General features: G+C 71.7%; 19 protein-coding genes and 2 pseudogenes. 7 read left to right on the forward strand and 14 right to left on the reverse strand.

Features of this window, described 5'->3' with window-relative positions; genetic code table 11:
• Positions 1 to 229 precede the first annotated feature (229 nt).
• Both ACIBJG_RS06435 and ACIBJG_RS06440 read right to left on the reverse strand, forming a co-directional pair.
• Positions 230 to 751, reverse strand: a complete 522-nt coding sequence (locus ACIBJG_RS06435; protein WP_399304548.1) for an ATP-binding protein — start codon at positions 749 to 751, stop codon at positions 230 to 232.
• Between the two features lie 187 nt (positions 752 to 938).
• Positions 939 to 1,256, reverse strand: coding sequence for a hypothetical protein (locus ACIBJG_RS06440; protein WP_399304550.1), 318 nt, complete (start codon positions 1,254 to 1,256; stop codon positions 939 to 941).
• A gap of 226 nt (positions 1,257 to 1,482) precedes the next feature.
• On the opposite strand from ACIBJG_RS06440, the gene ACIBJG_RS06445 reads away from it, so the two are divergent.
• The gene (locus ACIBJG_RS06445) at positions 1,483 to 2,634 is read left to right on the forward strand and encodes a PLP-dependent cysteine synthase family protein (RefSeq protein ID WP_399304552.1); all 1,152 of its coding nucleotides are present in this window, start codon (positions 1,483 to 1,485) and stop codon (positions 2,632 to 2,634) included.
• Positions 2,635 to 2,661: 27 nt separating this feature from the next.
• Here ACIBJG_RS06445 and ACIBJG_RS06450 read toward each other — a convergent pair whose 3' ends face one another.
• The 3 genes from ACIBJG_RS06450 to ACIBJG_RS06460 all read right to left on the reverse strand — a co-directional run bounded on the left by ACIBJG_RS06450 (position 2,662) and on the right by ACIBJG_RS06460 (position 4,627).
• The gene (locus ACIBJG_RS06450; RefSeq protein ID WP_399304554.1) at positions 2,662 to 3,141 is read right to left on the reverse strand and encodes an SRPBCC family protein; all 480 of its coding nucleotides are present in this window, start codon (positions 3,139 to 3,141) and stop codon (positions 2,662 to 2,664) included.
• Positions 3,142 to 3,279: 138 nt separating this feature from the next.
• On the reverse strand, positions 3,280 to 3,732 hold the full coding sequence (locus ACIBJG_RS06455) for an SRPBCC family protein (protein WP_399304556.1): 453 nt from the start codon (positions 3,730 to 3,732) through the stop codon (positions 3,280 to 3,282).
• 52 nt (positions 3,733 to 3,784) lie between these two features.
• Positions 3,785 to 4,627, reverse strand: a complete 843-nt coding sequence (locus ACIBJG_RS06460; protein WP_399304558.1) for a DeoR/GlpR family DNA-binding transcription regulator — start codon at positions 4,625 to 4,627, stop codon at positions 3,785 to 3,787.
• A gap of 182 nt (positions 4,628 to 4,809) precedes the next feature.
• Here ACIBJG_RS06460 and ACIBJG_RS06465 point away from each other — a divergent pair.
• Positions 4,810 to 7,181 (forward strand): annotated as a pseudogene (locus tag ACIBJG_RS06465) (hypothetical protein); the annotation flags it as partial.
• Here the strand turns inward: ACIBJG_RS06465 and ACIBJG_RS06470 are convergent.
• From ACIBJG_RS06470 to ACIBJG_RS06485, 4 genes are all read right to left on the reverse strand, one after another.
• The gene (locus ACIBJG_RS06470; RefSeq protein ID WP_399304560.1) at positions 7,154 to 9,586 is read right to left on the reverse strand and encodes a right-handed parallel beta-helix repeat-containing protein; all 2,433 of its coding nucleotides are present in this window, start codon (positions 9,584 to 9,586) and stop codon (positions 7,154 to 7,156) included. The pseudogene ACIBJG_RS06465 and the gene ACIBJG_RS06470 sit on opposite strands and share 28 nt — an antisense overlap.
• 151 nt (positions 9,587 to 9,737) lie before the next feature.
• The gene (locus ACIBJG_RS06475) at positions 9,738 to 10,340 is read right to left on the reverse strand and encodes a hypothetical protein (protein ID WP_399304562.1); all 603 of its coding nucleotides are present in this window, start codon (positions 10,338 to 10,340) and stop codon (positions 9,738 to 9,740) included.
• Positions 10,341 to 10,472: 132 nt separating this feature from the next.
• A complete protein-coding gene (locus ACIBJG_RS06480) occupies positions 10,473 to 11,297 on the reverse strand; it encodes an MOSC domain-containing protein (RefSeq protein WP_399304564.1) in 825 nt (274 codons plus the stop codon).
• 57 nt (positions 11,298 to 11,354) lie between these two features.
• Positions 11,355 to 11,825, reverse strand: a complete 471-nt coding sequence (locus tag ACIBJG_RS06485) for a DUF6643 family protein (protein WP_399304566.1) — start codon at positions 11,823 to 11,825, stop codon at positions 11,355 to 11,357.
• 255 nt (positions 11,826 to 12,080) lie between these two features.
• Here ACIBJG_RS06485 and ACIBJG_RS06490 point away from each other — a divergent pair, with 255 nt between their 5' ends.
• Positions 12,081 to 13,424: a TerD family protein gene (locus ACIBJG_RS06490; protein ID WP_399304568.1), complete on the forward strand. Its 1,344-nt coding sequence runs from the start codon at positions 12,081 to 12,083 to the stop codon at positions 13,422 to 13,424.
• Positions 13,425 to 13,437: 13 nt separating this feature from the next.
• Here ACIBJG_RS06490 and ACIBJG_RS06495 read toward each other — a convergent pair whose 3' ends face one another.
• Positions 13,438 to 14,610, reverse strand: coding sequence for a glycosyltransferase (locus ACIBJG_RS06495; protein WP_399304570.1), 1,173 nt, complete (start codon positions 14,608 to 14,610; stop codon positions 13,438 to 13,440).
• 58 nt (positions 14,611 to 14,668) lie between these two features.
• Here ACIBJG_RS06495 and ACIBJG_RS06500 point away from each other — a divergent pair, with 58 nt between their 5' ends.
• Positions 14,669 to 15,454 (forward strand): glutamate racemase, encoded by a 786-nt coding sequence (locus tag ACIBJG_RS06500; protein ID WP_399304572.1) that lies wholly within the window; start codon positions 14,669 to 14,671, stop codon positions 15,452 to 15,454.
• Positions 15,455 to 15,523: 69 nt separating this feature from the next.
• Entirely contained in the window at positions 15,524 to 16,087 is a 564-nt protein-coding gene (locus tag ACIBJG_RS06505) for a hypothetical protein (protein ID WP_399304574.1), read from the forward strand.
• 51 nt (positions 16,088 to 16,138) lie between these two features.
• Here the strand turns inward: ACIBJG_RS06505 and ACIBJG_RS06510 are convergent, their stop codons facing one another.
• Positions 16,139 to 17,245, reverse strand: coding sequence for an O-antigen ligase family protein (locus tag ACIBJG_RS06510; protein WP_399304576.1), 1,107 nt, complete (start codon positions 17,243 to 17,245; stop codon positions 16,139 to 16,141).
• 194 nt (positions 17,246 to 17,439) lie between these two features.
• Between ACIBJG_RS06510 and lnt the strand changes: the two genes are divergently transcribed.
• Together lnt and ACIBJG_RS06520 are read left to right on the forward strand one after the other, a co-directional pair.
• The gene (gene lnt, locus ACIBJG_RS06515; RefSeq protein ID WP_399304578.1) at positions 17,440 to 19,035 is read left to right on the forward strand and encodes an apolipoprotein N-acyltransferase; all 1,596 of its coding nucleotides are present in this window, start codon (positions 17,440 to 17,442) and stop codon (positions 19,033 to 19,035) included.
• A gap of 30 nt (positions 19,036 to 19,065) precedes the next feature.
• On the forward strand, positions 19,066 to 19,548 hold the full coding sequence (locus ACIBJG_RS06520) for an NUDIX hydrolase (protein WP_399304580.1): 483 nt from the start codon (positions 19,066 to 19,068) through the stop codon (positions 19,546 to 19,548).
• Between the two features lie 61 nt (positions 19,549 to 19,609).
• Here ACIBJG_RS06520 and ACIBJG_RS06525 read toward each other — a convergent pair whose 3' ends face one another.
• The 3 genes and pseudogenes from ACIBJG_RS06525 to ACIBJG_RS06535 all read right to left on the reverse strand — a co-directional run bounded on the left by ACIBJG_RS06525 (position 19,610) and on the right by ACIBJG_RS06535 (position 23,058).
• The gene (locus tag ACIBJG_RS06525) at positions 19,610 to 20,998 is read right to left on the reverse strand and encodes an MFS transporter (protein WP_399304582.1); all 1,389 of its coding nucleotides are present in this window, start codon (positions 20,996 to 20,998) and stop codon (positions 19,610 to 19,612) included.
• 793 nt (positions 20,999 to 21,791) lie between these two features.
• A pseudogene (locus tag ACIBJG_RS06530) lies at positions 21,792 to 21,989 on the reverse strand (hypothetical protein); the annotation flags it as partial.
• Positions 21,990 to 22,011: 22 nt separating this feature from the next.
• The gene (locus tag ACIBJG_RS06535; RefSeq protein WP_363222962.1) at positions 22,012 to 23,058 is read right to left on the reverse strand and encodes an NAD(P)-dependent alcohol dehydrogenase; all 1,047 of its coding nucleotides are present in this window, start codon (positions 23,056 to 23,058) and stop codon (positions 22,012 to 22,014) included.
• Between the last annotated feature and the right edge of the window lie 62 nt (positions 23,059 to 23,120).

Raw genomic sequence — 23,120 nt, forward strand, 5'->3', positions numbered from 1 at the left:
GGACACAGCAGCCCTTGTGAAGGAACACGAGTCTTGGCGGACCCGAGAACCCCTACAAGGGCTGCACCCGTATCACCAGCCGAAACGCCGAGCATTGCGCCGCAGATCGAACCTCTAACCGAACGGCATTGAGACTAGGGCCTTTCGTTTGGATCAGGGTCGGACAGCCCCTGGCCGTACGGGCACGACAGGAGCGGGACGCCCCGAGGGGCGCCCCGCTCCTGTGGCGTCAGCCGACGACCACCGACCTGGCCACCGAGGGCGATACGCCGTCCGGTGTGGTGATGCCGATCGGTTCGAACGGCCCGTCGGTCGTCGCCCCGTACAGCGCGTGCGGTGGCTGTGTGGCGAACAGGGAGGGAGTGGGGAGGGTGAACCAGACCACCTTTCCCGCACCGCCCCGCGGGCGGACGCCCCAGCTCTCACTGACCGCGGCAATCAGTGCGAGTCCGCGCCCCGACGTACTGGAGTCGCTGGCCTCGCGCACGGTCGGCAGCCGTGGGTCGTGGTCATGGACGGACACCGTCAGCCGTTCGAGCAGCAACTCGACCTCGACGGTGCATGATTTGTCCGGCTGCGCATGCCGGTGGACATTGGTCAGCAGTTCTGTGACGCCGAGCGCTGCCTGGTCGATCAAAGGATCGAGATGCCAGTAGCGCAACTGCGCCGAGATGATTCTGCGGACCTGACCGATCCGCGACGGCAGGGCCTGGAGCTCCACCGTGCAGTGCCTGCTTGGCTCGCTGATCACGGCTGCGACTCCCCGAAGTAGGTCCGGAAGAAGACGAAGGAACGGATCCAGCAGATGGCTGGCTGCTGGTTCTGGCCCGGCGGCCTGGATCGCATTGTCACCGCCGGTGAACCATGAGTGACGTGACTCCAATGTCACCCAGCCGCCACCGCTCCGCAACTCGCGGTGTTCCCGCGGCCCCGCTCCGTCAGCCCCGCCGCCCGCCCGCCCGGCGTACGGCCTCCAGGAAGCGACGGGCGGGTGCGGCGTCGTCCGGCTTGTCGGGGCGCCGCGGCATCGTCAGCCGGTACCGCGTTCCGTTCACCCGCGCCACCGTGGCGTCCTCGCCCGCGAACCACGGTCTGCCCGCGCTCACCGTCCCCGCCGGTGCGCTGTCGATCTCGCGGCCGTAGCTGGTGAGCAGCGCCACCCGGCCGTCCTTGACGGTGACCTGCCCCGCCCGGGTGAGCGAGCGCGCCCACCGGTCGATACGTACACCCGTCTCACTGAACTCCTTTTCGTGCACGGCCCCTTCGCCCCCTTCGTCACGCCCCTGAGAGGAAGTGTGCACACCCGGGGGCGTATGCACCAGGGCGGAACGGGACGCAAGCGCCCATTCCTGACGCGGCGGCCCGCCCGAGCCCGCCCGTGACACCAAGGCAGTGCTATGGAGTATCAAAGTCAACGTTTGCGCAGGTAGGGGGCTTATCGTGGGGCCCGCCGAGACCGGTCCTACGAGGAGAAGCGCGCTGATGGGCACGAGTGAGCACAGGCACGACGGCGACGCCGTGGCGACCGTCGACATCGACCGCACCGACCTGGCGTACCGCGCCTGGCTGAAGGAGGCCGTCCGCAAGGTCCAGGCCGACGCCAACCGCTCCGCCGACACCCATCTGCTGCGCTTCCCGCTCCCCGAGAGCTGGGGCATCGACCTCTACCTCAAGGACGAGTCGACCCACCCCACGGGCAGCCTCAAGCACCGGCTGGCACGGTCGCTGTTCCTCTACGGGCTCTGCAACGGCTGGATCCGTCCCGGCAAGCCCGTGATCGAGGCGTCGAGCGGTTCGACCGCCGTCTCGGAGGCGTACTTCGCCAAGCTGATCGGCGTCCCGTTCATCGCCGTGATGCCCCGAACCACCAGCCCCGAGAAGTGCCGGCTCATCGAATTCCACGGCGGCCGCTGCCACTTCGTCGACGACTCGCGCAAGCTCTACGAGGAGTCGGCCGGGCTCGCCGAGGAGACCGGCGGTCACTACATGGACCAGTTCACCTACGCCGAGCGGGCCACGGACTGGCGGGGGAACAACAACATCGCGGAGTCCATCTACCAGCAGTTGAGGATGGAGCGGTACCCCGAGCCGGCCTGGATCGTCGCCACGGCGGGCACGGGCGGCACCTCGGCCACCATCGCGCGGTACGTGCACTACATGCAGCACGACACCCGCATCTGTGTGCCCGACCCGGAGAACTCCTGCTTCTTCGACGGCTGGACGCACCACGACCCGCACGCCACCAGCGACTGCGGCTCCCGCATCGAGGGCATCGGCCGGCCGCGGATGGAGCCGAGCTTCGTCCCGGGCGCCATCGACCGGATGATGAAGGTCCCGGACGCGGCCACCGTCGCGGCCGTGCGCGCCCTGGAGCGGTCCATCGGCCGCAAGGCGGGCGGCTCCACCGGCACCGGCCTGTGGAGCGCCTTCAAGCTGGTCGCCGAGATGGTCGCACTGGGCCGTACCGGCAGCATCGTCACCCTGATCTGCGACCCGGGCGACCGCTACCTCGACAAGTACTACTCCGACCAGTGGCTGGCCGCCCAGGGCCTCGACATCGCCCCGTACACGCGGACGATCGACCACTTCCTGGCCACCGGCAACTGGCCGGGGCAGCAGGAGCGTTCGGCCTGACCGCACTGCCCGGGCGCCGTACGGCCCTCAGGTGGCGGCCGCCGAGAGCCGCCGGTCCAGATTGCGCACCGCGTCCCGGAACGACCGGCCCACCGCCCCCCGCGCCCGCCGCAACGTGAACCGGAACAGCGGCGAACCGTCGGCCGCAAAGGTCCACTGCACCCGGGTGCCGGAACCGGCCGGGGTCAGCAGCCATTCCTCCAACAGGGCCTGCAGGCCCGGTGCGTTGGACCGGTCCACGCGGTAGGCGTACCGCTCACCGGGATCGGTGGCCACGACCGTCTCCCGGAACGTGATCCCGCCCCGCAGCCGCACCTCGCGGCCCGCACCGCCGTCGAGCGGCAGCGCCGCCGTCACCGACGTGAACCAGCGGGGCCAGCCATCGACATCGTCGGCCAGGGCGCGGTACACGACGTCGGGCGGCGCCGAGACCTCGGCGGCGAACACCAGCCGCAGCGGGGCGGACCCGACGAAGTCGAGGCCTACGGAGCGGAGTCGGCGTGCCATGAACGCACCTCCCGTGCGGTCGGCGGGCGGACGGGTTCGCGCACACCATAGCTGGCGCACCGTCAGATGTCGCCGGATCCGGCGACCCGGATCACGATGCGTTACGTGGTGCGGCCGATCGCCACCGGGGGCCGGGCCTCAGTCGTACGGCTGCGCCGGCCTGTCCAGCATCGAGTCGAGCACCCGGCCGAAGATCCGCCGGCCCGCGCCGGTGATCAGGGGATCACCCCAGCGCGGCAGCAGCCGCACGGAGAGCTCCTCCACCCACACCACATGGGAGCCGGTGCGTGTCGGGTACACGTCGATCGACGCCCGGCCCCGCACCACCCGGCCGCGCTTCTCCAGTTGGCACATCCCCGCCCTGCTGCCGGCCGGCGGTGACCACCGCACCACTTCCATCGGATCGTCGAACGCCAGCGGGCCGATCCCCGTACGCGCCACGAAGACCGTCCCGATACGGGTCGGCAGCCCGGTGGGCACCGCGATCGTCGTCAGCGGGACATGCGCGGCATGCCGCTCCCAGTCCGTCACCCGGCGCCAGGACTCGGCTGCGGGCAGAGGGGTGAAGCGCTCGATCCGGAAGACGGCCACAGGTCGATCCTAGGACGTCACGGTCGCGGCGCGAGCTGAGCGGAGTCCGTGCTCAGTCCTGTGCCGGTTCGCCGTTCCCGGTCCGGCCCGCCACCACGAGACCCGGCAGATGCTCCTCGATCTCCTCGCGGGCACCCTCGGACAGACCCGCGTCCGTGACGAACGTGTGCACCTGATCCAACGTGGCGAACGAACTCAGGCCCACCGTGCCCCACTTGGTGTGGTCCGCGACCACTACCACGCGCCGCGCCGACTGGACGAAGCGGCGGTTGGTCTCGGCCTCCGCCAGATTCGGCGTGGACAGCCCGCCCTCCACCGAGATCCCGTGAACACCGAGGAAGAGCACATCGAAGTGGAGAGAGGCGATCGCCCGGTCGGCGACGGGGCCGACCAGCGAGTCGGAAGGGGTCCGGACCCCGCCGGTGAGTACCACCGTCGCGGCACCCGGCCGCGAGCCCGGGGAGCCCGGACGCTGGGCGGCGTGGAACACGTCGGCGACCCGCACCGAATTGGTCACCACCGTCAAGTCCGGTACGTCCAGCAGATGCTGGGCGAGGGCGTAGGTCGTGGTACCGCCGGAAAGCGCGATGGCACTGCCGGGCACGGCCAACGCGCCGGCGGCCCGTGCGATGTCCTCCTTGGCGGACAGCTCCAGCGCCGACTTCGCCTCGAAGCCGGGCTCGTGCGTACTCGCCTCGACCACGGGCACCGCGCCGCCGTGCACCTTCTCGATGACCCCCTGGCGGGCCAGCGCGTCCAGGTCCCGGCGGACGGTCATGTCGGAGACGCTCAGCTTCCGGGTCAGCTCGTTGACCCTGACCCCGCCGCGCCTGCGCACCTCGTCGAGGATCAGCGCGCGCCGCTGCTCCGCGAGCAGATTCTGATTCTCGCTCAACGCAGTGCCCGGTCCTTCCCTCTGCCGTGCGGCAGTCCATACCGATGGCTCATCCTGCCACGCGGTGTCGCGGGCCGCCCCACTGGGGAGATTACGCAAGAGCGGTGCGGACACCCGGGCTCATCCACCACTCTGGTGACCGGGCATCAGCCGCGTCCCCCACGTTCGAGAGCGAGTCCCCCGTGCCACCTGCCAACCGGCCCCCGCAGAACGAAGGACCCGCACTGGAACTGCTGGTCCACGGCGTGGGCGGAGCCACCCCCCAGGACATGCTCGTCGATCCGCGCACGGTCCGGGTCACCGGTGACGCCACCGCCGCCATCTACCGGCGCACCGACGACGTCGACGCGGAGTCCCACCCCGAGCGCTACCGGGACCGGCCGATCCCCGAGGCGTACTGCTGGTCGAACCTGACCTCCGGCAACGGCTCCCGGGCGCTGTGGCTCCTGCTGCTCCCGTTCATGGTGATCAACCTCGCCCACTGGATGCGCCCGGCCGCCACGCGCCGCCCACGGGCGATCCGGCTGTACGGCGTGCTCGTCCGGCTCGTCGCGCTGAGCCTCACCGTCCTGCTGACCGCCGCCGTCTGCGAGGTCGCGCTCGATCTGACCGCCTGGCAGTGCGCGGGGGTGCCGGACTGTTCCGACCAGCGGTCGTGGCTGGGGTTCCTGTCGACCTCGCAGGGCGGCTGGTGGTCCCAGCCGGGCCGCCGACTCGCCCTCGCCGCCCTGGCACCGACCGCGCTGGTGGGACTGCTCTGGTACCTGTCCAACCGGACCTGGAGCGCCTACGAGTCCCAGCGCCCGCTCACCGGCACCGACCCGGAGGACGACGCACCGCCGCCGGCCTCCGCCCCGGACGCGGCCGCAGTGGTGCGCCCCGCGCTGGGACGGCCCGGATTCTGGTACGGACGCCGCCTCGTCGCGCGACTGCGCGCCGCCCACACGGCCGCCGGGTTCCTCACCGTCACCGCCTTCGTCGCGGGCGCGGTGGCCCGCCGGGACCGTTCCGTCACCGGTCCGGTGCCCGAAGTGTTCGGGCAGCTGATCGAGGCCCTCCTCGTGGCGGGGGCACTCGTCGTGCTCGGCGTCGTCTGCCGGCGCGGCCGGAGCGAACGGCGCCTCGACAACCGCCTCGACCGCGCCGTCGTCACGTATCTGCCCGCGACCGCCCTCGTCCTGCTCGTCCTCACCGCGCTGCACGCCGCCTGGTCGCGGCCAGGCTGGGTCTCCGCAGGGGCGCTTCCCGGGGACGTCATGTTCCGCGTCGTCACCCTCGCCCAGGGCGCACTCGTCGTCGTACTCGCCGTCGTGTCGCTGAACCTGTACCGGCGCAGCCCCGAGCCGCGCACCGTGCTGCACGGACTCGGCGGCCCCGCCGTCGCGATGCTCGCCTGCGCGCTCGGCGGCGTGATGACCGGCGGCGTGGCCCAGCGCGTCGCGGACTGGCTCGACGGTCCCGGCAGCCCCGGGATGGGCCGCAGCGCCCTCATAGAGGGGCCACCGGTGCTCCTCAGCTGGCAGGCTTCCGTCATCCCGGTGCTCCTGGCGCTGCTCCTGGTCCCGGGTCTCGTGCTCGGCCTGCGGACGTACCGCGTGGCCCGCCGGCTGGAGCCGCTGGTCGACGCGGAGTACGAGGAGGTGCGGCCCGACCCCGCGCGGAGCAGGCAGATCGCCCGGATCCGCGCCACGGCCGCCCTCACCGACTCGGCCCCCGGCATGCTGGGCCTGGTCTCCGGCGCCACGCTGCTGCTCGGTGCGGCGGCGGTCGGCGGGGCATGGGCGAGCGGCCAGGTCCCCGGCCTCGCGATGGACGGCAGCAGCCCCTTCGTCGAATCGGTGGCCGAGGCGGCGCAGTCCACCGGTTCCTGGCTCATCGGCTTCGGCTTCCTGGTGTTCGTCGCCTGCGGACGGCGCGCCTACCGGGACGCCTCGGCCCGGCGCACCATCGGCATCCTCTGGGACGTGGGGACGTTCTGGCCGCGCGCCGCACACCCCTTCGCCCCGCCGTGCTACGCCGAGCGGGCCGTCCCCGACCTGGCCTCACGCATGTCCGGCTGGACCGCTCGCACCCGCGGCAGGCTCGTCATCTCGGGCCACTCCCAGGGCAGCGTCCTGGCCGCCTCGGCGGTCTGGCAACTGCCCGCCGGAACACGCGGCCGGGTCGCCCTGCTCACCTACGGATCACCGATCGAACGCCTCTACGGGCGCTGGTTCCCTGCCTACTTCGGCCCCGTCCAACTGCACGGGCTGCACCGGTCCGTCCACTGCTGGCGCAACCTGTGGCGGGCCACCGACCCGATCGGCGGCGAGGTACGCCTCGGCGAGGAGTCCGGGCCGGAGGTGGACCGGGGCCCGTTGCAGGATCCGCTGGTCTACGGGCGCACCCCCGAACACCCGCTTCCCGAGCCGGTGCTGGGGCACTCCGACTACCAGGCGGACCCCGTCTTCGCCCAGGAGCGTGCCGCGCTCCTGGAACGGCTCGTCCCCGTCCTGCCACACCAGGCGGACGTGTCCGGAAGAGAGGTCAGGGCAGTTCCGGAAGGTCTTCCGGAAACAGCAGAGTGAGGTCGTCCGTGCTCGTCTCGGCGAGCTGGGCGACCCGCCCCGCATGCCGTTCGACCATCGACTCGAAGGTCTGGCGGGCCGTGCGCCCGTTGCCGAAGGCGGGCCCCTTGGGAAGCTCGGTGAAGTACTTCAGCAGCGCCTCCCCGGTCCCGGACGCCAGGCTGTACTCCTGCTCCTCGGTCTGCTGCTCGACGATACGCAGGAGCTCGTCCGGCTCGTAGTCGCTGAAGGTGATCGTCCGTGAGAACCGGGACGCCACACCGGGGTTGACGGTGAGGAACCGCTCCATCTCGTGGGTGTACCCGGCGACGATGACGACCACCGCGTCCCGGTGGTCCTCCATCAGTTTCACCAGCGTGTCGATCGCCTCCCGGCCGAAGTCCCGGCCGGAGTCCTCGGGGGACAGGGCGTACGCCTCGTCGACGAACAGCACCCCGCCCCGCGCCCGGTCGAACGCCTCCTGGGTGCGGATGGCGGTCGAGCCGATGTGCTCGCCGACCAGGTCGACCCGGGACACCTCGACCAGATGGCCCCGCTCCAGCACCCCGAGTGAGGCCAGGATCTCGCCGTACAGCCGGGCCACCGTGGTCTTGCCGGTGCCGGGGGAGCCGGTGAAGACGAGATGGCGGCGGACCGACGCCGCCTTCAGGCCCGCCTGCTGACGCCGGCGCCCCACCTCGATCATGTCGGTGAGCGCGCGCACCTCGCGCTTGACGCTGTCGAGGCCGACCAGCGCGTCCAGTTCGCCGAGCACCGCTCCCGACGTGCGCGCGGGCTCGGCCGGGACCTCGGCCGCCGCGGGCTCCACCGTGCGCGGCGCGGGGACCGCCCCCAGCAGCCCCGGAGTCGACTGGGCGGCCGTCAGGACTGCGGGCGGCGGGGGAGTGGCGGTACGCAGACCGCTCTCGTCGCTGGTGCAGTCCTCCACGACCGGCCCGACGGCCGAGGCGTCACCATGGGCCCCGCCCTCCGGGAACTCGTAACCGCCCCGGGCACACCGCTCCGTACGGCAGCGCGTCAGCGTCGTACGGCAGCCGTCCATGACATGGAAGCCGTAACCCTCACTGCCGGTGACCCGGCAGCTGCGGAAGGTGCCACGCCCCTCGGCCGACACGTAGAAGCCGGCCTCGGCGGGGGAGGTGACGGTGCAGCGTTCGATCGTCGGATCGGCGCCCTTGGTGACGATCACGCCGGTCTGCGCCGCGTCGATGGTGCAGTTGTTCAGGGTGCCGCCGCTGCCGTGGTCGCGGAACCAGGCGCCGGTCGACGCCTCCCTGATGCGGCAGTCGTCGAGCTGCGCGGTCGCCCCGTCGCTGACCGACACAGCGGTGTTGCGGACCTGGGACAGGTCGCTGTCCACGACATCGGCGCGCGAGCCCCGGTCGAGGACGAAGAGGGCGTCCGGCACGTCGTGGACGCGGCACGCGTCCAGTATCACGGTCGCCCCGTCGCTGACCCAGACCGCGGGGTAGTCGCCGGTGCTGTCGTGGATCTCGCACTGATTGGCGTCGACCCGGGTGCCGGGGTCCCAGACGGAGAGCCCGTTGCGGCCGAACCGGCGCACCGTCGAACGCGTCAGCGTGAGGACCGAGCGCGACCGCAGGTCCACCGCGTTCTCGGGGATGTCGTGGATGTCGCAGTCGGCCAGGGTGAGCACCGCGTCGGTGTCCAACGTGACGCCGTCCGCGGAGGTGCGGTGCACGGTGCAGTCGGTGAGATGGGCGGCGGCGCGGGCCGACACCTGTATCCCGCTGCCCTTGATCTCGTAGATCTCGCAGCCGACCGCCTCCAGGCCGCTGCCCTCGCCGGTGACGGACAGACCCGCGCCCGAGGCGTGATGGATGCGGCAGCGCTCCAGCCTCGGATGCGCGCCGTCGCGAACCGAGACACCGGACTGCCCGGCCGAGACGATCTCGCACTCCTCGAACACCCCGCCCGCGCCGTCGAGCACGGCGATGCCGACCCCGGCCGGATTGTCGACGGTGCAGCGGCGCACGGTGGGCCGCGCCGCACCGCGTACCTCGATGCCGGCGGCCGAGCGGGTCACGATCCGCAGGTCCGCGAGGTCCGGGGCGCCCTCCTCGACCAGCAGGGCGGGGGCGGCGGAGTCCTGGCCCTCCACGTGCAGGTCCTGGACGACGGCCGAGGCACGCAGGGTCAGCGGGACACCGTCGACGGGGGCGATCCGCACGGAGCCGACGGAGCCCTCGGGCCCCCGCAGCGTCACCGCGCGCGCGATGACCAGATTCTCCCGGTAGGTGCCCGGCGCGACGGTGAGCACATCACCGTCCGCCGCCGCTTCCAGAGCCGCGGTGAGGGAGGCGTATTCGCCTGTGCGGCGCCGCCACCGCGATGTGCCGGTGTGCGTCACCTGGACCGTGCCCTGTGCCATGGCGCTGTCGTGCCCCCACCTCGTGCGTGTGTGAAGCCCGTGTCACCGGCCTCGCGGCAGTGATCACCCGAGGCCTGCCTGCAGGAGTGACGGGCGGGCCGGTCCACCGTAGCGCGCGCGGAGGGCGGGAGTTGACCCGATCAGCAGCTCTTCAGTTGCCGGTGCCCGTCCTGCCCCAGTCCGGACCGGCCTTGGCCCATGCCCGGTCGAGCCGTTCGTACCGCCGTTGCACCATGCGCCATACGACCAGACGCCGCCCGCCCTCGACGATCAGGACGGACAGCATCGTCGCGCCGAAACCCGCCAGCGCGGCATGGGTGTGCGCTGTCGGCCCGTCCAGCGGGCGCAGCGCGGGGTTGCCCGCCCGGTCCGTCCAGATCCGCACCCGCGCGCCGACCGCGGTGTCGCGCGACGCGGTCGTCACCGTGGCGCTGCGCGCCGTACCGTCCGGGGCGTGCCAGCGGGCCACCACCGGGGTCTGCGCCTGCCGGCCCGTGGAGATCTCGGGGTCGGCCACGAAGTGGCGGGCGGCCTGGTGCACCACGACGGCCGTGGTGAGCCGGCGGCCCGCGTGCTGGGCCCGCACCGAATCCTGCAAGGCGTCGTCGACGCGCGACCCGCAGTACCAGCCGAGTGCCGGCGCCGCCAGCACGAGCAGAAGCAACGCGACCAGGGCCACCCACGCCTCGCGCCTGTCCGTGGCGCGGCACAGGGGATTGTGCCGCCAACGCCAGACTCCCGTGAGCGCTCGCACAGTCCTGCACCCCCTTCCGTATCCGTCATAACCCGATACGGCGCAGTCCGCGCGCCGGAGCGACGAAGAGAGAGCAACCTCACCACTCAACGCGCCGCGCGTGCCCATGAGTTCCGGGTTCTGCGGGATCTGTCAGCCAAGGACGCGCACCGGGTCCCCGACCCGGATGACTCCTGCCGTGTCCGGGATCAGATTCTGGCCGAAGAGCAGGTCCTTGCCGGACCGGCGGTGCCGGGCGAGCGTGCGCAGGGGTTCGGCGCCCCGGTGTGCGGTGTGCTGGTCGGTCGTGGTGATGACGCAGCGGCCACAGGGTTTGACCACGCGGAACGTCACGTCGCCGATCGAGAGCCGGGTCCAGTCGTCCTCCGCCCAGGCGGTCGTGCCGGCCACGACGGCATTCGGCCGGAAGCGGTCCATCGGCAGTGGCCCCTCGCCTGCGTGGTCGCCGTCCGCGATGAGCGAGTTCAGTGCGTCGAGCGAGGCGAGGGTGGTGAGCAGCAGGGGGAAGCCGTCGGCCAGGCTGACGGTCTCACCGGGCTGCGCGTACGCGGGGTCGATGAGCCTGCGCCGGTCCGGCGCGTCGAGATGGACCAGCCGGACCTCCACGCCGAGGTACGCGCCGAGCCAGGCGTGGGCGCCCGGCGCCGCCTCGACCACGTCGAGGCGGCTGCGGTGCAACTGCACGGCGACCGTGTTCCGGGGCTCCGGGACCTCCACGGTGAGCGCCGCGCTCCCCGGCGCGGCCAGCGTGATCCCGCCACCCGGCACTGGGGTGGCGGAGATCAGCGCCATGCGGGGCTGCTGACGTTGTGTGACCACCTTGCCCGTGGTGTCGACCAGCATCCAGCGTCGGTCGCCATCGAGTCCCCATGGCTCGACGGCGGCCTCGCCGACCGTGCACGCGGCCAGCGACTTGACCGGATGGATGTGGACGGCACTCAGTTCGGGAGAGGGCATGCCTCCATCCTGCCAGCCACTCCCCGGCGGCCCGTCGCTGCGTACGGGCAGTGCGTCCTAGTAGCCCCGGCCCTGGTACGGACGGTTGTACGGGTCCTCGTACGGGGACTGCGCGGGCGCGGGCCGCGGCGACGCCGGACGCATCGACTCGTAGCCGGTGCCGGGCGCGGGCCGCTGCTGCTGCGGAGGCGACTGGTAGCCGCCGCGGCCCGCGGAGGGCTGCTGCGGGATGTACGGCGCCGGAGCGTGCTGCAGCTGCGCCGGCTGCATCGGCGCGTAGCCCTGCTGCGCCATCGGCTGCTGGTAGCCGTACGACGGACTCGGCTGGGAGGGGGCCGCGGGAAGAGCCGGCAGGGCCGACGGGAGCGCCGGCAGATAGCTGTTGCCGGTGTCATAGGCGGCGGGCACTCGGATCGGTGCGATCTGAGGCGTGCCCCGCTCCGCGACGAGGGAGTCGTAGATCGGAGTGTCGGGGAACGACGGTGCGGCGTAGTAGCCGCCGCCGTAGGTGGAGCGGGGGGAGGTCATGGCACCTAAGTTAAGCCCACGATGTGCTGATTGGGGAGCCCGATAAGAGGGTTGTTTTACGTGTTGTGAGTGAACAGCGATCCCCAATGCGAGCGAACTTGGGAAAAAAGGGCACCCAGGAGCGCTGTGATCGTGTAAAAGGCGAGTTCACGAGGGGTTACCGACGGGTCCACAGCTTCGTGCCGGCACCACTGTGGGCCGCGTGACGGGACGGGCATTAGGTTGACCGGGAAAGTCTCGGCAGCCGGACTCGCGATGGGGGCGAGCATGACCATGCTAAAAGGAACCAATGTTCCAGTGGCGGCTCAGGCCGTGCGCGTCGAATTGGGGTGGCACACCGCCCCCGGGACCCCGGACGTGGACGCCTCGGCGCTCCTTGTCCTCGGCTCCGGAAAGGTCCGCAGTGACGCGGACTTCGTCTTTTACAACCAACCGGCCCACGCATCCGGGGCGGTGCGTCACGAAGGCAAGCGGACCGCCGCCGGTGCGGCCACCGACACGCTCGCCGTCGACCTGGCCCGGGTGGAGCCCGCCATCGACCGCGTGGTGCTGGCGGCCTCCGCGGACGGCGGCTCGTTCGGGCGCGTGAGCGGGCTCTACGTACGGATCACGGACGCGGCGAACGGCGCGGAACTGGCACGCTTCGACAGCACCGACGCCACGGTCGAAACCGCCTTTATCCTCGGCGAACTCTACCGGCGCCAGGGCGCCTGGAAGTTCCGGGCGGTCGGCCAGGGGTACGGCACCGGGCTCGCGGGACTCGCCACGGACTTCGGGATCTCCGTCGACGAACCGCAGCAGCCCGCACGGGCACCTCAGCCCCAAGCACCTCCGCAACCCCAACCGCCCCATCCGGCAACGCGGGTTGCCGCCACGCCGCCTCCGCCCCAGTACCCCCAGCCGACGCTCGCCGCCCCGCCGGCCCCGCCCGCACCCCCGGCGCCACCCGTCACCCAGCCCGTCCGCCTCACCAAGGTGACGCTCACGAAGGAGGCGCCGTCCGTCTCGCTCGCGAAACAGGGCGGCACTTCGGGAGCCATGCGCGTCAATCTCAACTGGGAAGTGCGCAAGCAGTTCAAGGGATGGGGCAGCAAACTCGGCAGGGCCGTCGCACACCACGCGGATCTCGATCTTGATCTCTGCGCCCTCTACGAACTGACCGACGGCCGCAAGGGAGTGGTGCAGGCGCTCGGAAACGCCTTCGGCGCTCTTCAGCAGCCGCCGTATGTCCAGCTCGACGGCGACGACCGGACGGGTGCTGTCGCCTCCGGGGAGAACCTGACGATCAACCTCGACCAGAAGGCCAGGATCCGCCGGCTCCTGATCTTCGTCACCATCTACGAGGGGGCCCGGAGTTTCGCCGATCTGCATGCGACCGTCACCCTCCAGCCGCAGCACGGCGCGGCGATCGACTTCTCGCTCGACGAATGCACCGTCCCCTCGACCGTCTGCGCGCTCGCGCTCATCACCAACACCGGGTCCGACCTCACCGTGCAGCGCGAGGCCCGCTATCTGGTGCCGCAGCGCGGAGTGAGCCCGCAGCGCACCATCGACCAGGCGTACGGCTGGGGCATGAACTGGACACCCGGCCGCAAGTGAGCCCTGCCGACGGTCACCGCTCCGGTGCGGCCTCGGGGCGGGCGTACGTACGCCCCTTCCAGGCCGCACCGCGGCCGCGGTAGTGCTGCACCGCGGAATCGACCGTCATCAGCAGGTACAGCAGCGCGGTGAACGGCAGCAGCGGAGCCAGCCACAGCGACTGCCGGTAGTACCCCAGCATCGGCATGTACGTACCCGCCATCACCGCCCAGGCCGCGCCCCCGGCCCACGCGGCCGGCGGATCGCCGGCCAGCAGCCCCGCGGCGAGTGTCGCGGGCGGTGCCAGGTAGATGACCACGAGGCCCAGCACCGTACCGAGCAGCACCAGCGGATTGTGCCGCAGCTGGGCGTACGCGCTCCGCGAGACCATGTGCCACAGGTCGGCCAGGCGCGGATACGGCCGCACGCTGTCCACCCGCTCCGCGAGCCCCAGCCAGATCCGCCCGCCGCTGCGCTGCACCGCCCGCGCCAGGGACACGTCGTCGATCACCGCGTGCCGGATCGACTCCGGCACCCCCGCCCGTACCGCGGCCTCGGTCCGCAGCAGCACACAGCCGCCCGCCGCGGCCGCTGTCCGGGTCCCCGCCCGGTTCACCCACCGGAACGGATAGAGCTGCGAGAAGAAGTAGACGAAGGCCGGCACGACCAGCCGCTCCCAGACGCTCTCCACCCGCAGCCGCGCCATCTGTGAGACCAGATCGAAGCCGCCCGACCCGGCGGCCGCCACCAGTTCCCGCAGGCTGTCCGGCTCGTGCGCGATGTCGGCGTCCGTGAGCAGCAGGTACTCGGGATCCCGGGACCGGGCCAGCGCGATCCCGTGCCGGACGGCCCAGAGCTTGCCCGTCCAGCCGGGCTCGGGCTCCCCCGGGGACACCACGGTGACCGGCAGCCCCGCGCACCGTACGGACAGCTGACGGGCGAGATCACCCGTGCCGTCCTTGCTGCAGTCGTCCACCAGGAAGATCTCGGCGTGGCCCGGATAGTCCTGCGCCATCAGCGACGGCAGGCTCACCGGGAGCATGTCGGCCTCGTCACGCGCGGGCACGACGACGGCGACCGAGGGCCAGTGCACCGGGTCCGCGCGGCTCGGCAGCCGCTGGTCGGTCCGCCAGAAGAACCCCTGCCCCAGCAGTAGCCATACCCACGCGACAAGGGAACCCACGGCGATCCAGGCAACGGCGCTCATTGGCCGAAGTCTGCCCCACTGAGCAGGGACCGCAAGGGCGGTCGACTATGGTGACCGGGTGAAGATCGCGCTCATGGACTCCGGAATCGGCCTGCTGGCCGCCGCCGCGGCAGTACGCCGTCTGAGGCCGGACGCCGATCTGGTGCTCTCGTCGGACCCCGCCAGCATGCCCTGGGGCCCCCGTACGCCCGAAGACGTCACGGCACGCGCCCTGGCCGTCGCCCGGGCCGCCGCGGACCACCGGCCCGACGCACTGATCGTCGCCTGCAACACGGCCTCCGTGCACGCCCTGGCCGCGCTCCGGGCCGAGCTGGAGCCCGCGCTGCCGGTCATCGGCACCGTCCCCGCGATCAAGCCGGCCGCCGCGGCCGGCGGCCCGGTCGCGATCTGGGCCACCCCCCTCACCACCGGCAGCCCGTACCAGCGCGGACTGATCCGCGACTTCGGCGGGTCCGCGGCCGTCACCGAGGTGCCCTGCCCCGGCCTGGCCGACGCCGTGGAGTACGCGGACGAGGCCGGCATCGACAAGGCCCTGGCCGCCGCCGCCGCGCTCACCCCGCCCGACGTGCAGGCCGTCGTGCTGGGCTGCACCCACTACGAGCTGGTCGCCGAACGCATCCGCGGCGCCGTCCAGCAGCCCGGCCGCCCGCCGGTCGTCCTGCACGGTTCCGCCGGCGCCGTCGCCGCCCAGGCCCTGCGCCGGATCGGGGCCGAGCCCGCTCCGTCGGCCGAACCCGCCGCCGGAGTCACCGTGCTCCTCGCCGGGCACCTCTCCGAGCTGCCGGAAGCCGCTCTGGCCTACCGGGAAGGGCGCGGGCTCGCCGCCGTCAGCTCCGCCCGCTGACCGCCCGGCGGCCGACAGGTGCCGTTGGACCCGTCCCCCCCGAGCGCATTCTTCAGTACGCTGCTCGGCATGGAGGACCACCCCCGAAACCCGGCGCGAACCGGCGCCGACACCCACACCGCGGTCTGGACCGGCCGGGCCACCAACCGGACCCAGTGGGTGCTCGCAGCCGCCGGTGCCGCCTGCCTGGCGCTCGGCATCCAGCTGGCCGTCAGCTCCACCTGGACCTCGGGCATCGCCCCTCTGCTGATGTCGGTGATCGGCTGCATGGCGGCCGGACTGCTCATGCTGTTCGGCACCCTCGCCTTCGTGAACGTGGCGGTACGCGTCGACGGTGACGCCCTCGAAGTGCGCTGCGGCCACATGGGCCTGCCGCGCCGCCGGATCCTGCTCACGCATGTGGTGGGCGCCGATTTCGCCCCCCAGGTCACCCCGCGCCAGTGGGGCGGCTGGGGCTACCGCTGGCGCCCCGAGCAGGGCACGGCCGTGGTCGTGCGCCGGGGCGAGGGCCTGGTGCTCAGGCTCGGCGACGGCAGGACCTTCACGGTCACGGTCGACGACGCGGAGGCGGGCGTCCGGTTCATCCGCGACCGCCTGCACCTGCCGTCCACCGGCGCAACGGCCGGGGCCTGATCCACATCCGGGTCCGGCCTGCTCGGCCCCCGGCCCCATCAGGTCCCCCGTTCACAGCCCGGCCCGGTCGGCCCGCGGCTCGTGTCCGGGCACGCCGTCAACACCGCGTGCAGACTGCCGCGTACCGCCGCCCGCGGGTCCGCTCGCCCCGATCGGCCGCCTGGCCGACGCCAGCCCGGCGAGCAGCCCCGCCCCCGCCGTCACCGGAGTGAAGCTCAGCGCGTTGCCGACGTTCGCCAGCGCCGCCAGTGCGGTGAGCGCCGCCCCGGCGGTCAGGGCGATCGCGGTGCTGCGGGGCGAGCGCCACAGTACGTACAGGAGCCAGCCGAACGCGGCTGCCAGCAGCACCACACCCACCACTCCCTGTTCGGCCGCCTGCTGCAGCGCGGCCGAGTGCGGCTTGCCGTCCGAACCGAGGGTCTGCTGAGCGGTGGGGCTCAGTTCGGCGAACCGGTCGGGTCCGATGCCGAGCAGCGGGTGCTCCCCGGCCAGCCGCGCGGCGTCCTGCCACAGCGCCACCCGGTTGCCGGTCAGCTGCCCTTCCAAGGAGGCCGAGAGCCCGTCGGGCAGCACGGACTCGGCCACCGCCCACGAGACGCCGGCCATCAGACCGGCAGCCAGCGCGAAGCCGGCGAGACCGATCAGCCGGCTCCGCATCCTGGTCGCCGCCAGCGAGCAGAGCAGCACGGCGGTCGCCGCCGCGAACCCTGCGAAGGATCCGAGCCCGAGCGAGGCGCAGGCCGTGCCGAGAGCCAGCAGCCGCAGCGTGAACCGCAGCGATCCCCGCCGGGTGGCTGCCGCCGCGCAGCAGGCCGCTCCGGCCGCCAGGACCAGCAGCGCGGCTGCCGCGCCGGTGTGCCCGGGAGCGGTGTCCACGGCGGCCGTCGCGCCGGGCATGCCGTGGCGCCACACGAGGGCCATGACGAGCGCCGCCAGCGCGGCGACGGTCGCGGCGGCCACCGGCAGCAGCGTTCCGCAGATGCGCCCGCAGGCGAAACCCGCCGCAACGGCGAGCAGCGCGAGCAGTACCCCTTCGGGACGGGTCTCGCGCCCGGCCGCGCTGATCAGCGACCAGGTCGCGCAGGCGGCGAGAATCAGCGCCCCGGCGACGTCCGACGCGTTGCCGGCCTCGGGGCCCCGCCTTGCTGGTGCAGCCATCACGTGCGCCCCCCGGCCTGTGACCGTCCCGTCCGCGAGGGCCGGATACGGCCGGTCGGCGGGGGACTGGCGCACAGGTTAACGGCCGCGGCGCTCATATGCGCAGAAGATGCGAAGAAACGATCCGGCGGCTTGGATTCCGTTACCGGGGCGGGACTCCCCGGGGCCCGGCCCGCCACCGTAGACTCCGCCGGGTGAGCACCACCATCGCCCAGGTCGGCGACCCGCAGATGCCTGACTCCGTCCCCCGGGCCCGCCGCCTGCTGCCGCGCCTCGTACGGCCCGCTGCCGCGGTGCTCTCCGGCGTGCTGCTGTACGCGAGCTTCCCGCCGCGACCGCTGTGGTGGCTGGTTCTGCCCGGGTTCGCCCTGCTCGGCTGGGTGCTGTTCGAGCGCCGGTTCCGCGCCGCGTTCGGCCTCGGTCTGCTCGCCGGGCTCGGCTTCATGCTGCCGCTGCTGCACTGGACGGGCGAAGAGGTCGGCCCGGTGCCGTGGCTGGCCCTCGCCGCAGCCGAGGCGCTGTTCATCGCGGTCGGCTGCATCGGCATCTCCGCCGTGTCCCGGCTCGCCGCCTGGCCGCTCTGGGCGGCCGCGGTCTGGACGCTCGACGAGGCGCTGCGGGCCCGGGTGCCGTTCGGCGGCTTCCCCTGGGGCAAGATCGCCTTCGGGCAGGCGGACAGCGTGTTCCTGCCGCTCGCGGCGCTGGGCGGCACTCCGCTCCTCTCCTTCGCCGTGGTGCTGTGCGGCTTCGGCCTCTTCGAGGCGGTCCGCCGCTTCCGTATCCACCGCGCCACGGGCGAGCTGCCCCGGCTCGCCGCCGCCGCGACCGCCGCGGCCGTCCTGGTACCCGTCGCCGCGGCCTTCGCGTCGCTGCCCCTGGTGGACGACGCCGCCGAGGACGGCACGGCGACCGTCGCCGCGATCCAGGGCAACGTGCCGCGGCTCGGTCTCGACTTCAACTCCCAGCGCCGCGCCGTCCTGGACAACCACGCCAACCGCACGGAGCAGCTCGCCAGGGACGTGAAGGCGGGCAAGGTCCCACAGCCCGACTTCGTCCTGTGGCCGGAGAACTCCTCCGACCTCGACCCCTACCGCAACGCCGACGCGAGGATCGTCATCGACGACGCGGTGAAGGCGATCGGAGTGCCGACCGTGGTCGGGGCGGTCGTCGAACCCGACACCGGCAACCTGCGCAACACCCTCATCCAGTGGGACCCGGACAAGGGGCCCATGGCCACGTACGACAAGCGGCACATCCAGCCGTTCGGCGAGTACATGCCGATGCGTTCCTTCGTACGCATCTTCAGCTCGGACGTCGACCGGGTGCAGCGTGACTTCGGACCGGGCAAGAAGGTCGGCGTCTTCGACCTGGCGGGCACCTACGTCGGGCTGGTCACCTGCTACGAGGCCGCGTTCGACGACGCCGTACGCGACACGGTCGAGCACGGCGCCCAGCTGATCGCCGTCCCGAGCAACAACGCCACCTTCGGCCGCAGCGAGATGACCTACCAGCAGCTCGCCATGTCCCGGGTGCGCGCGGTCGAGCACAGCCGTTCCGTGGTCGTCCCCGTCACCAGCGGTGTCAGCGCGGTGATCCGCCCGGACGGCACCGTCGTCCAGAAGACGAAGATGTTCACGCCGGACGCCCTGGTGGACGAGGTGCCGCTGCGCTCCTCACTGACCCCGGCGACCAGGATGGGCCCGCTGCCCGAGGGCGTGCTGGCCCTGCTCGCGGTGATCGGCCTCGGCTGGGTGACGACGCGGGCGGTGCGCGCACGACGCGCCCGCTGAACCGGCCGGCGCGCCACGTAGGGTCGTCGCATGGCCACTCCTGACTTCATCCGCGAGATCCGCGCCACGGCGGGTCACCAGTTGCTCCTGCTGCCCGGCGTCACCGCCGTCGTCTTCGACGACGAGGGCAGAGTGCTGCTCGGACGACGGGCCGACACCGGCAAGTGGTCGGTGATCGGAGGCATCTCCGAGCCCGGGGAGCAGCCCGCGACAACGGCGGAGCGCGAGGTGTACGAGGAGACGGCCGTGCACTGCGTGGCGGAGCGGGTGGTGCTCACACAGGCCCTGCCGGCCATGCAGTACGAGAACGGCGACCGCTGCCAGTACCTGGACGTCACCTTCCGCTGCCGCGCCACCGGCGGCACGGCCCGGGTCAACGACGACGAGTCGCTCGAGGTGGGCTGGTTCCACATCGACGCGCTGCCGCCGCTGCCCGAGTTCGCGCTGCTGCGGATCAAGCAGTCGATGACCGACGGTCCCACCTGGTTCGAGGCCACCACCCCGCAGGCGTGAGGGAGGGAGGCCGGGTGGCCGCGCGGCCACCCGGCCCCCCTCGACCGCTGCGGATCAGACGCTACTTGCCGGTGCGTACGGCATTCTCCGGCTGTTCCGAGGGCGTGTCCTGCCCGCCGTCCGGATCGACGTCCGCCAGGTCCCGGTGCCGCGTCTCCTTGGCACAGACCACGGCCAGCACGGTGATGAGCGCGGCGGCGATCACGTACAGCGCGATCGGCGTCGAACTGTCGTAGTCGGCGAGCAGTGCGGTGGCGATGAGCGGCGCCGGGGCACCGGCCGCGACGGACGAGAACTGTGCGCCGATCGACGCGCCCGAGTACCGCATCCGGGTCGCGAACAGCTCCGAGAAGAACGCCGCCTGCGGCGCGTACATCGCCCCGTGGAAGAACAGTCCGACGGTGACGGCGAGGAGCAGGCTCCAGAAGCTCCGGCTGTCGATCAGCGCGAAGAACGGGAACATCCAGAGCCCCACCCCGACCGCGCCGACCAGGTAGACCGGCCTGCGCCCCACCCGGTCCGACAGCGCACCCCACAGCGGGATGACGGCGAAGTGGATCGCCGACGCGATGAGAACGGCGTTGAGTGCGGTCTGCTTGCTCAGATCGGCCGCCGTCGTGGCGTAGACGAGGATGAACGCCGTGATGACGTAGTAGCTGATGTTCTCCGCCATCCTGGCGCCCATGGCGATGAGTACGTCACGCCAGTGGTGTCGCAGCACGGCCACGACCGGCATCTTCTCCGCCGCCCCGGAGGCGGCCCTGCGCTCCTCGGCCTGGACCAGCGCGGCCTTGAACAACGGCGATTCATCGACAGACAGACGAATCCACAAACCGATGATCACCAGCACTCCGGAGAGCAGGAACGGAATGCGCCAGCCCCAGGCCTCGAAGGACGCGTCCGACATGAGCGCGGTGAGCGCGGAGAGCACCCCGGTGGCGAGCAACTGCCCGGCCGGCGCACCGGTCTGCGGCCACGAGGCCCAGAACCCGCGTCGCTTCGCATCCCCGTGCTCCGACACCAGCAGCACGGCCCCGCCCCACTCACCGCCGAGGGCGAAACCCTGCACCAGCCGGAGCACGGTGAGCAGGACCGGAGCGGCGACGCCCACGGTGGCGTGTGTCGGCAGCAGTCCGATCGCGAACGTGGCCCCGCCCATCATCAACAGGCTGAGCACCAGCAGCTTCTTGCGTCCGAGCCGGTCGCCGTAGTGCCCGAAGACCAGCGCGCCGATCGGCCGAGCGGCGAAGCCGACCGCGTACGTGAGGAAGGACAGGAGGGTTCCGACCAGCGGCTCGGACTCCGGGAAGAACAGCTTGTTGAAGACCAGGGCGGCCGCGGATCCGTACAGGAAGAAGTCGTACCACTCGATGGTCGTGCCGATGAGGCTGGCGGCGACGATGCGGCGGAGGTTGGAGGCGGGTGGGGGAGCGGATGCGGGGGCGGCCATGGGTACCACTTCCGGACGGTTGGCGGGGACGGTTCCGTGTCGCCACACCGTAGGAATGGGCAGGTCAGAGGCACATGTTGCGGGACACCATAGTTCTCGGGCCGGGTGTGCGTGGGGCCACTACGACAGGCACGTCGAGACTGTTCTGAGCACCGTATTGAAGTCCGGCAGGGGCCTGTCAGGATTGCGCTATGAGGCGTGGTGCATTGCTCCGGCGCTGACTCCCGTGCTGGTTCGGTGCTGACCTGAAACCGCATGTCAGCACCTCTGATGATCACCTGTCCCGTGCTGACTTGGTGCTGACTACGCAGCGTTGAACTTCGGCATTCGGGGCGGATCGGGCGGGTTTCTGCGGAGCCGGCCATTTTGGTGGCACGTGGCCTGCATGAGCAGGCCCCGCAGCGTGCAACCCATACACAGGCGGCCGGATGAACCCACGCGACCGCACGCAAGCCCCGCCAACCGCCGAGGGGCAGGTCGCGACAAGCTGAGCGCCGAGGCGGAGTGTCACGGGGAGCGCATGGGAGGTCGTCGAGACCGGCAATCCGAACCTCGTCCCCGAATCGGATGTGTTTCCGATGACCCGTCATGTCGAACGCGTCGCGATTCTTGAACCTGCCGAGAAGGGTGCCTGAACTGCAGGTTCGCCCAGTTGGCATGGCTCCTGCTCGCCGACAGCAACTGGCGTCGGCAGACCTGGTGGGCCTGTTGTCCGGCGGCGATCTGCCCAGTCAGATCGCCGCCGGATGTTGCTCGATCCACTGCTCGCGAGCCCGTACGACGGTCACGTATGGGGGAGCTGGATGGTGACCTCGATGGATCCGGAGTTGCCGAGTAGCCGGTTCTTCGCTCCAAGAGCCGCGATGTGCAGGGTGCCGTCGCTGCAGGCGACCTCGATCTGCTCCGCGGCCTTCACGTCGCGGCTCTCGGAGCGGTCCGCCCGACGGACCTGGACCGTGGTGTCGGCCCCGTCGGCGGCGATGAACCGGATGCTTCCGGCCGGGGTACGGACGTCAGATGGTGGCGGTGTCGATCACGAAGCGGTAGCGCACGTCGCTGGCGAGCACTCGCTCGTACGCCTCGTTGATCTGGTCCGCGCGGATCAGTTCGATCTCGGCGCCGAGGGAGTGCCGCGCGCAGAAGTCGAGCATCTCCTGCGTCTCACGGATGCCGCCGATGCCGGAGCCCGCAAGGGTCTTCCGGCCTCCGATGACGGAGAACAGGTTCAGCGAGACCGGCTCCTCCGGCGCCCCCACGTTGACCATCGCGCCGTCCGTCTTGAGGAGCGCGAGGTACGTGTCCAGCGGCAGCGGCGCCGAGACCGTGGAGATGATCAGGTCGAACGAGCCCTTGAGCTGCTCGAACGTCTTCGGGTCGCTGGTCGCGAAGTAGTGGTCCGCGCCCAGCTTCAGCCCGTCGGCCTCCTTGCGCAGCGTCTGGCTGAGCACGGTCACCTCGGCGCCGAGCGCGTGCGCGATCTTGACGCCCATGTGCCCGAGACCGCCGAGGCCGACGATCGCGACCTTCTTGCCGGGACCGGCGTTCCAGTGGGCGAGCGGGGAGTACGTGGTGATGCCGGCGCAGAGCAGCGGAGCGGCCTCGTCGAGGGCGATGCCCTCGGGTATGCGCAGGGTGTAGTTCTCGTCGACCACCACGTGGGTGGAGTACCCGCCGTAGGTGGGCTCGCCGTCCTTGCCGATGGCGTTGTACGTGCCGACGTTGCCCTCGGAGCAGTACTGCTCAAGGCCGGCCTTGCAGTTCTCGCACTCGCGGCACGAGTCGACCATGCAGCCGACGCCGACCCGGTCGCCGACGGCGAACCTCGTCACGCCCGGACCGACCTCGGCGACCACGCCTGCGATCTCGTGGCCGGGAACCATCGGGAAGATGCCCTCGCCCCAGCCGTTACGGGCCTGGTGGATGTCCGAGTGGCAGATCCCTGCGTACTTGATGTCGATCAGGACGTCGTGCTCGCCGACCGGGCGGCGCGGCACGGTCGTGCGCTCCAGCGGGGCCTTGGGGGTGGGGGCGGCGTATGCGGCGACGGTGGTGACAGTCATCCGGGAATGATCTCCTCAAAGGTGGGGTGGTCGTTCAACTGTGCCTCATTCCCCGACAAACG

Origin of the sequence: Streptomyces sp. NPDC050422 (genome assembly GCF_044458665.1) — a bacterium.
In the GTDB taxonomy this organism is placed as follows: domain Bacteria; phylum Actinomycetota; class Actinomycetes; order Streptomycetales; family Streptomycetaceae; genus Streptomyces.

Excerpts from the sequence above, each read along its gene's own strand:
- ACIBJG_RS06450 (WP_399304554.1), bottom strand. The coding sequence starts at position 3,141 with ATGGCACGCCGACTCCGCTCCGTAGGCCTCGACTTCGTCGGGTCCGCC.
- ACIBJG_RS06485 (WP_399304566.1), bottom strand. The coding sequence starts at position 11,825 with ATGACCTCCCCCCGCTCCACCTACGGCGGCGGCTACTACGCCGCACCG.
- ACIBJG_RS06520 (WP_399304580.1), top strand. The coding sequence starts at position 19,066 with ATGGCCACTCCTGACTTCATCCGCGAGATCCGCGCCACGGCGGGTCAC.
- ACIBJG_RS06535 (WP_363222962.1), bottom strand. The coding sequence starts at position 23,058 with ATGACTGTCACCACCGTCGCCGCATACGCCGCCCCCACCCCCAAGGCC.
- ACIBJG_RS06445 (WP_399304552.1), top strand. The coding sequence starts at position 1,483 with ATGGGCACGAGTGAGCACAGGCACGACGGCGACGCCGTGGCGACCGTC.
- ACIBJG_RS06505 (WP_399304574.1), top strand. The coding sequence starts at position 15,524 with ATGGAGGACCACCCCCGAAACCCGGCGCGAACCGGCGCCGACACCCAC.
- ACIBJG_RS06470 (WP_399304560.1), bottom strand. The coding sequence starts at position 9,586 with ATGGCACAGGGCACGGTCCAGGTGACGCACACCGGCACATCGCGGTGG.
- ACIBJG_RS06495 (WP_399304570.1), bottom strand. The coding sequence starts at position 14,610 with ATGAGCGCCGTTGCCTGGATCGCCGTGGGTTCCCTTGTCGCGTGGGTA.
- ACIBJG_RS06480 (WP_399304564.1), bottom strand. The coding sequence starts at position 11,297 with ATGCCCTCTCCCGAACTGAGTGCCGTCCACATCCATCCGGTCAAGTCG.
- ACIBJG_RS06510 (WP_399304576.1), bottom strand. The coding sequence starts at position 17,245 with ATGGCTGCACCAGCAAGGCGGGGCCCCGAGGCCGGCAACGCGTCGGAC.
- ACIBJG_RS06525 (WP_399304582.1), bottom strand. The coding sequence starts at position 20,998 with ATGGCCGCCCCCGCATCCGCTCCCCCACCCGCCTCCAACCTCCGCCGC.
- ACIBJG_RS06490 (WP_399304568.1), top strand. The coding sequence starts at position 12,081 with ATGGGGGCGAGCATGACCATGCTAAAAGGAACCAATGTTCCAGTGGCG.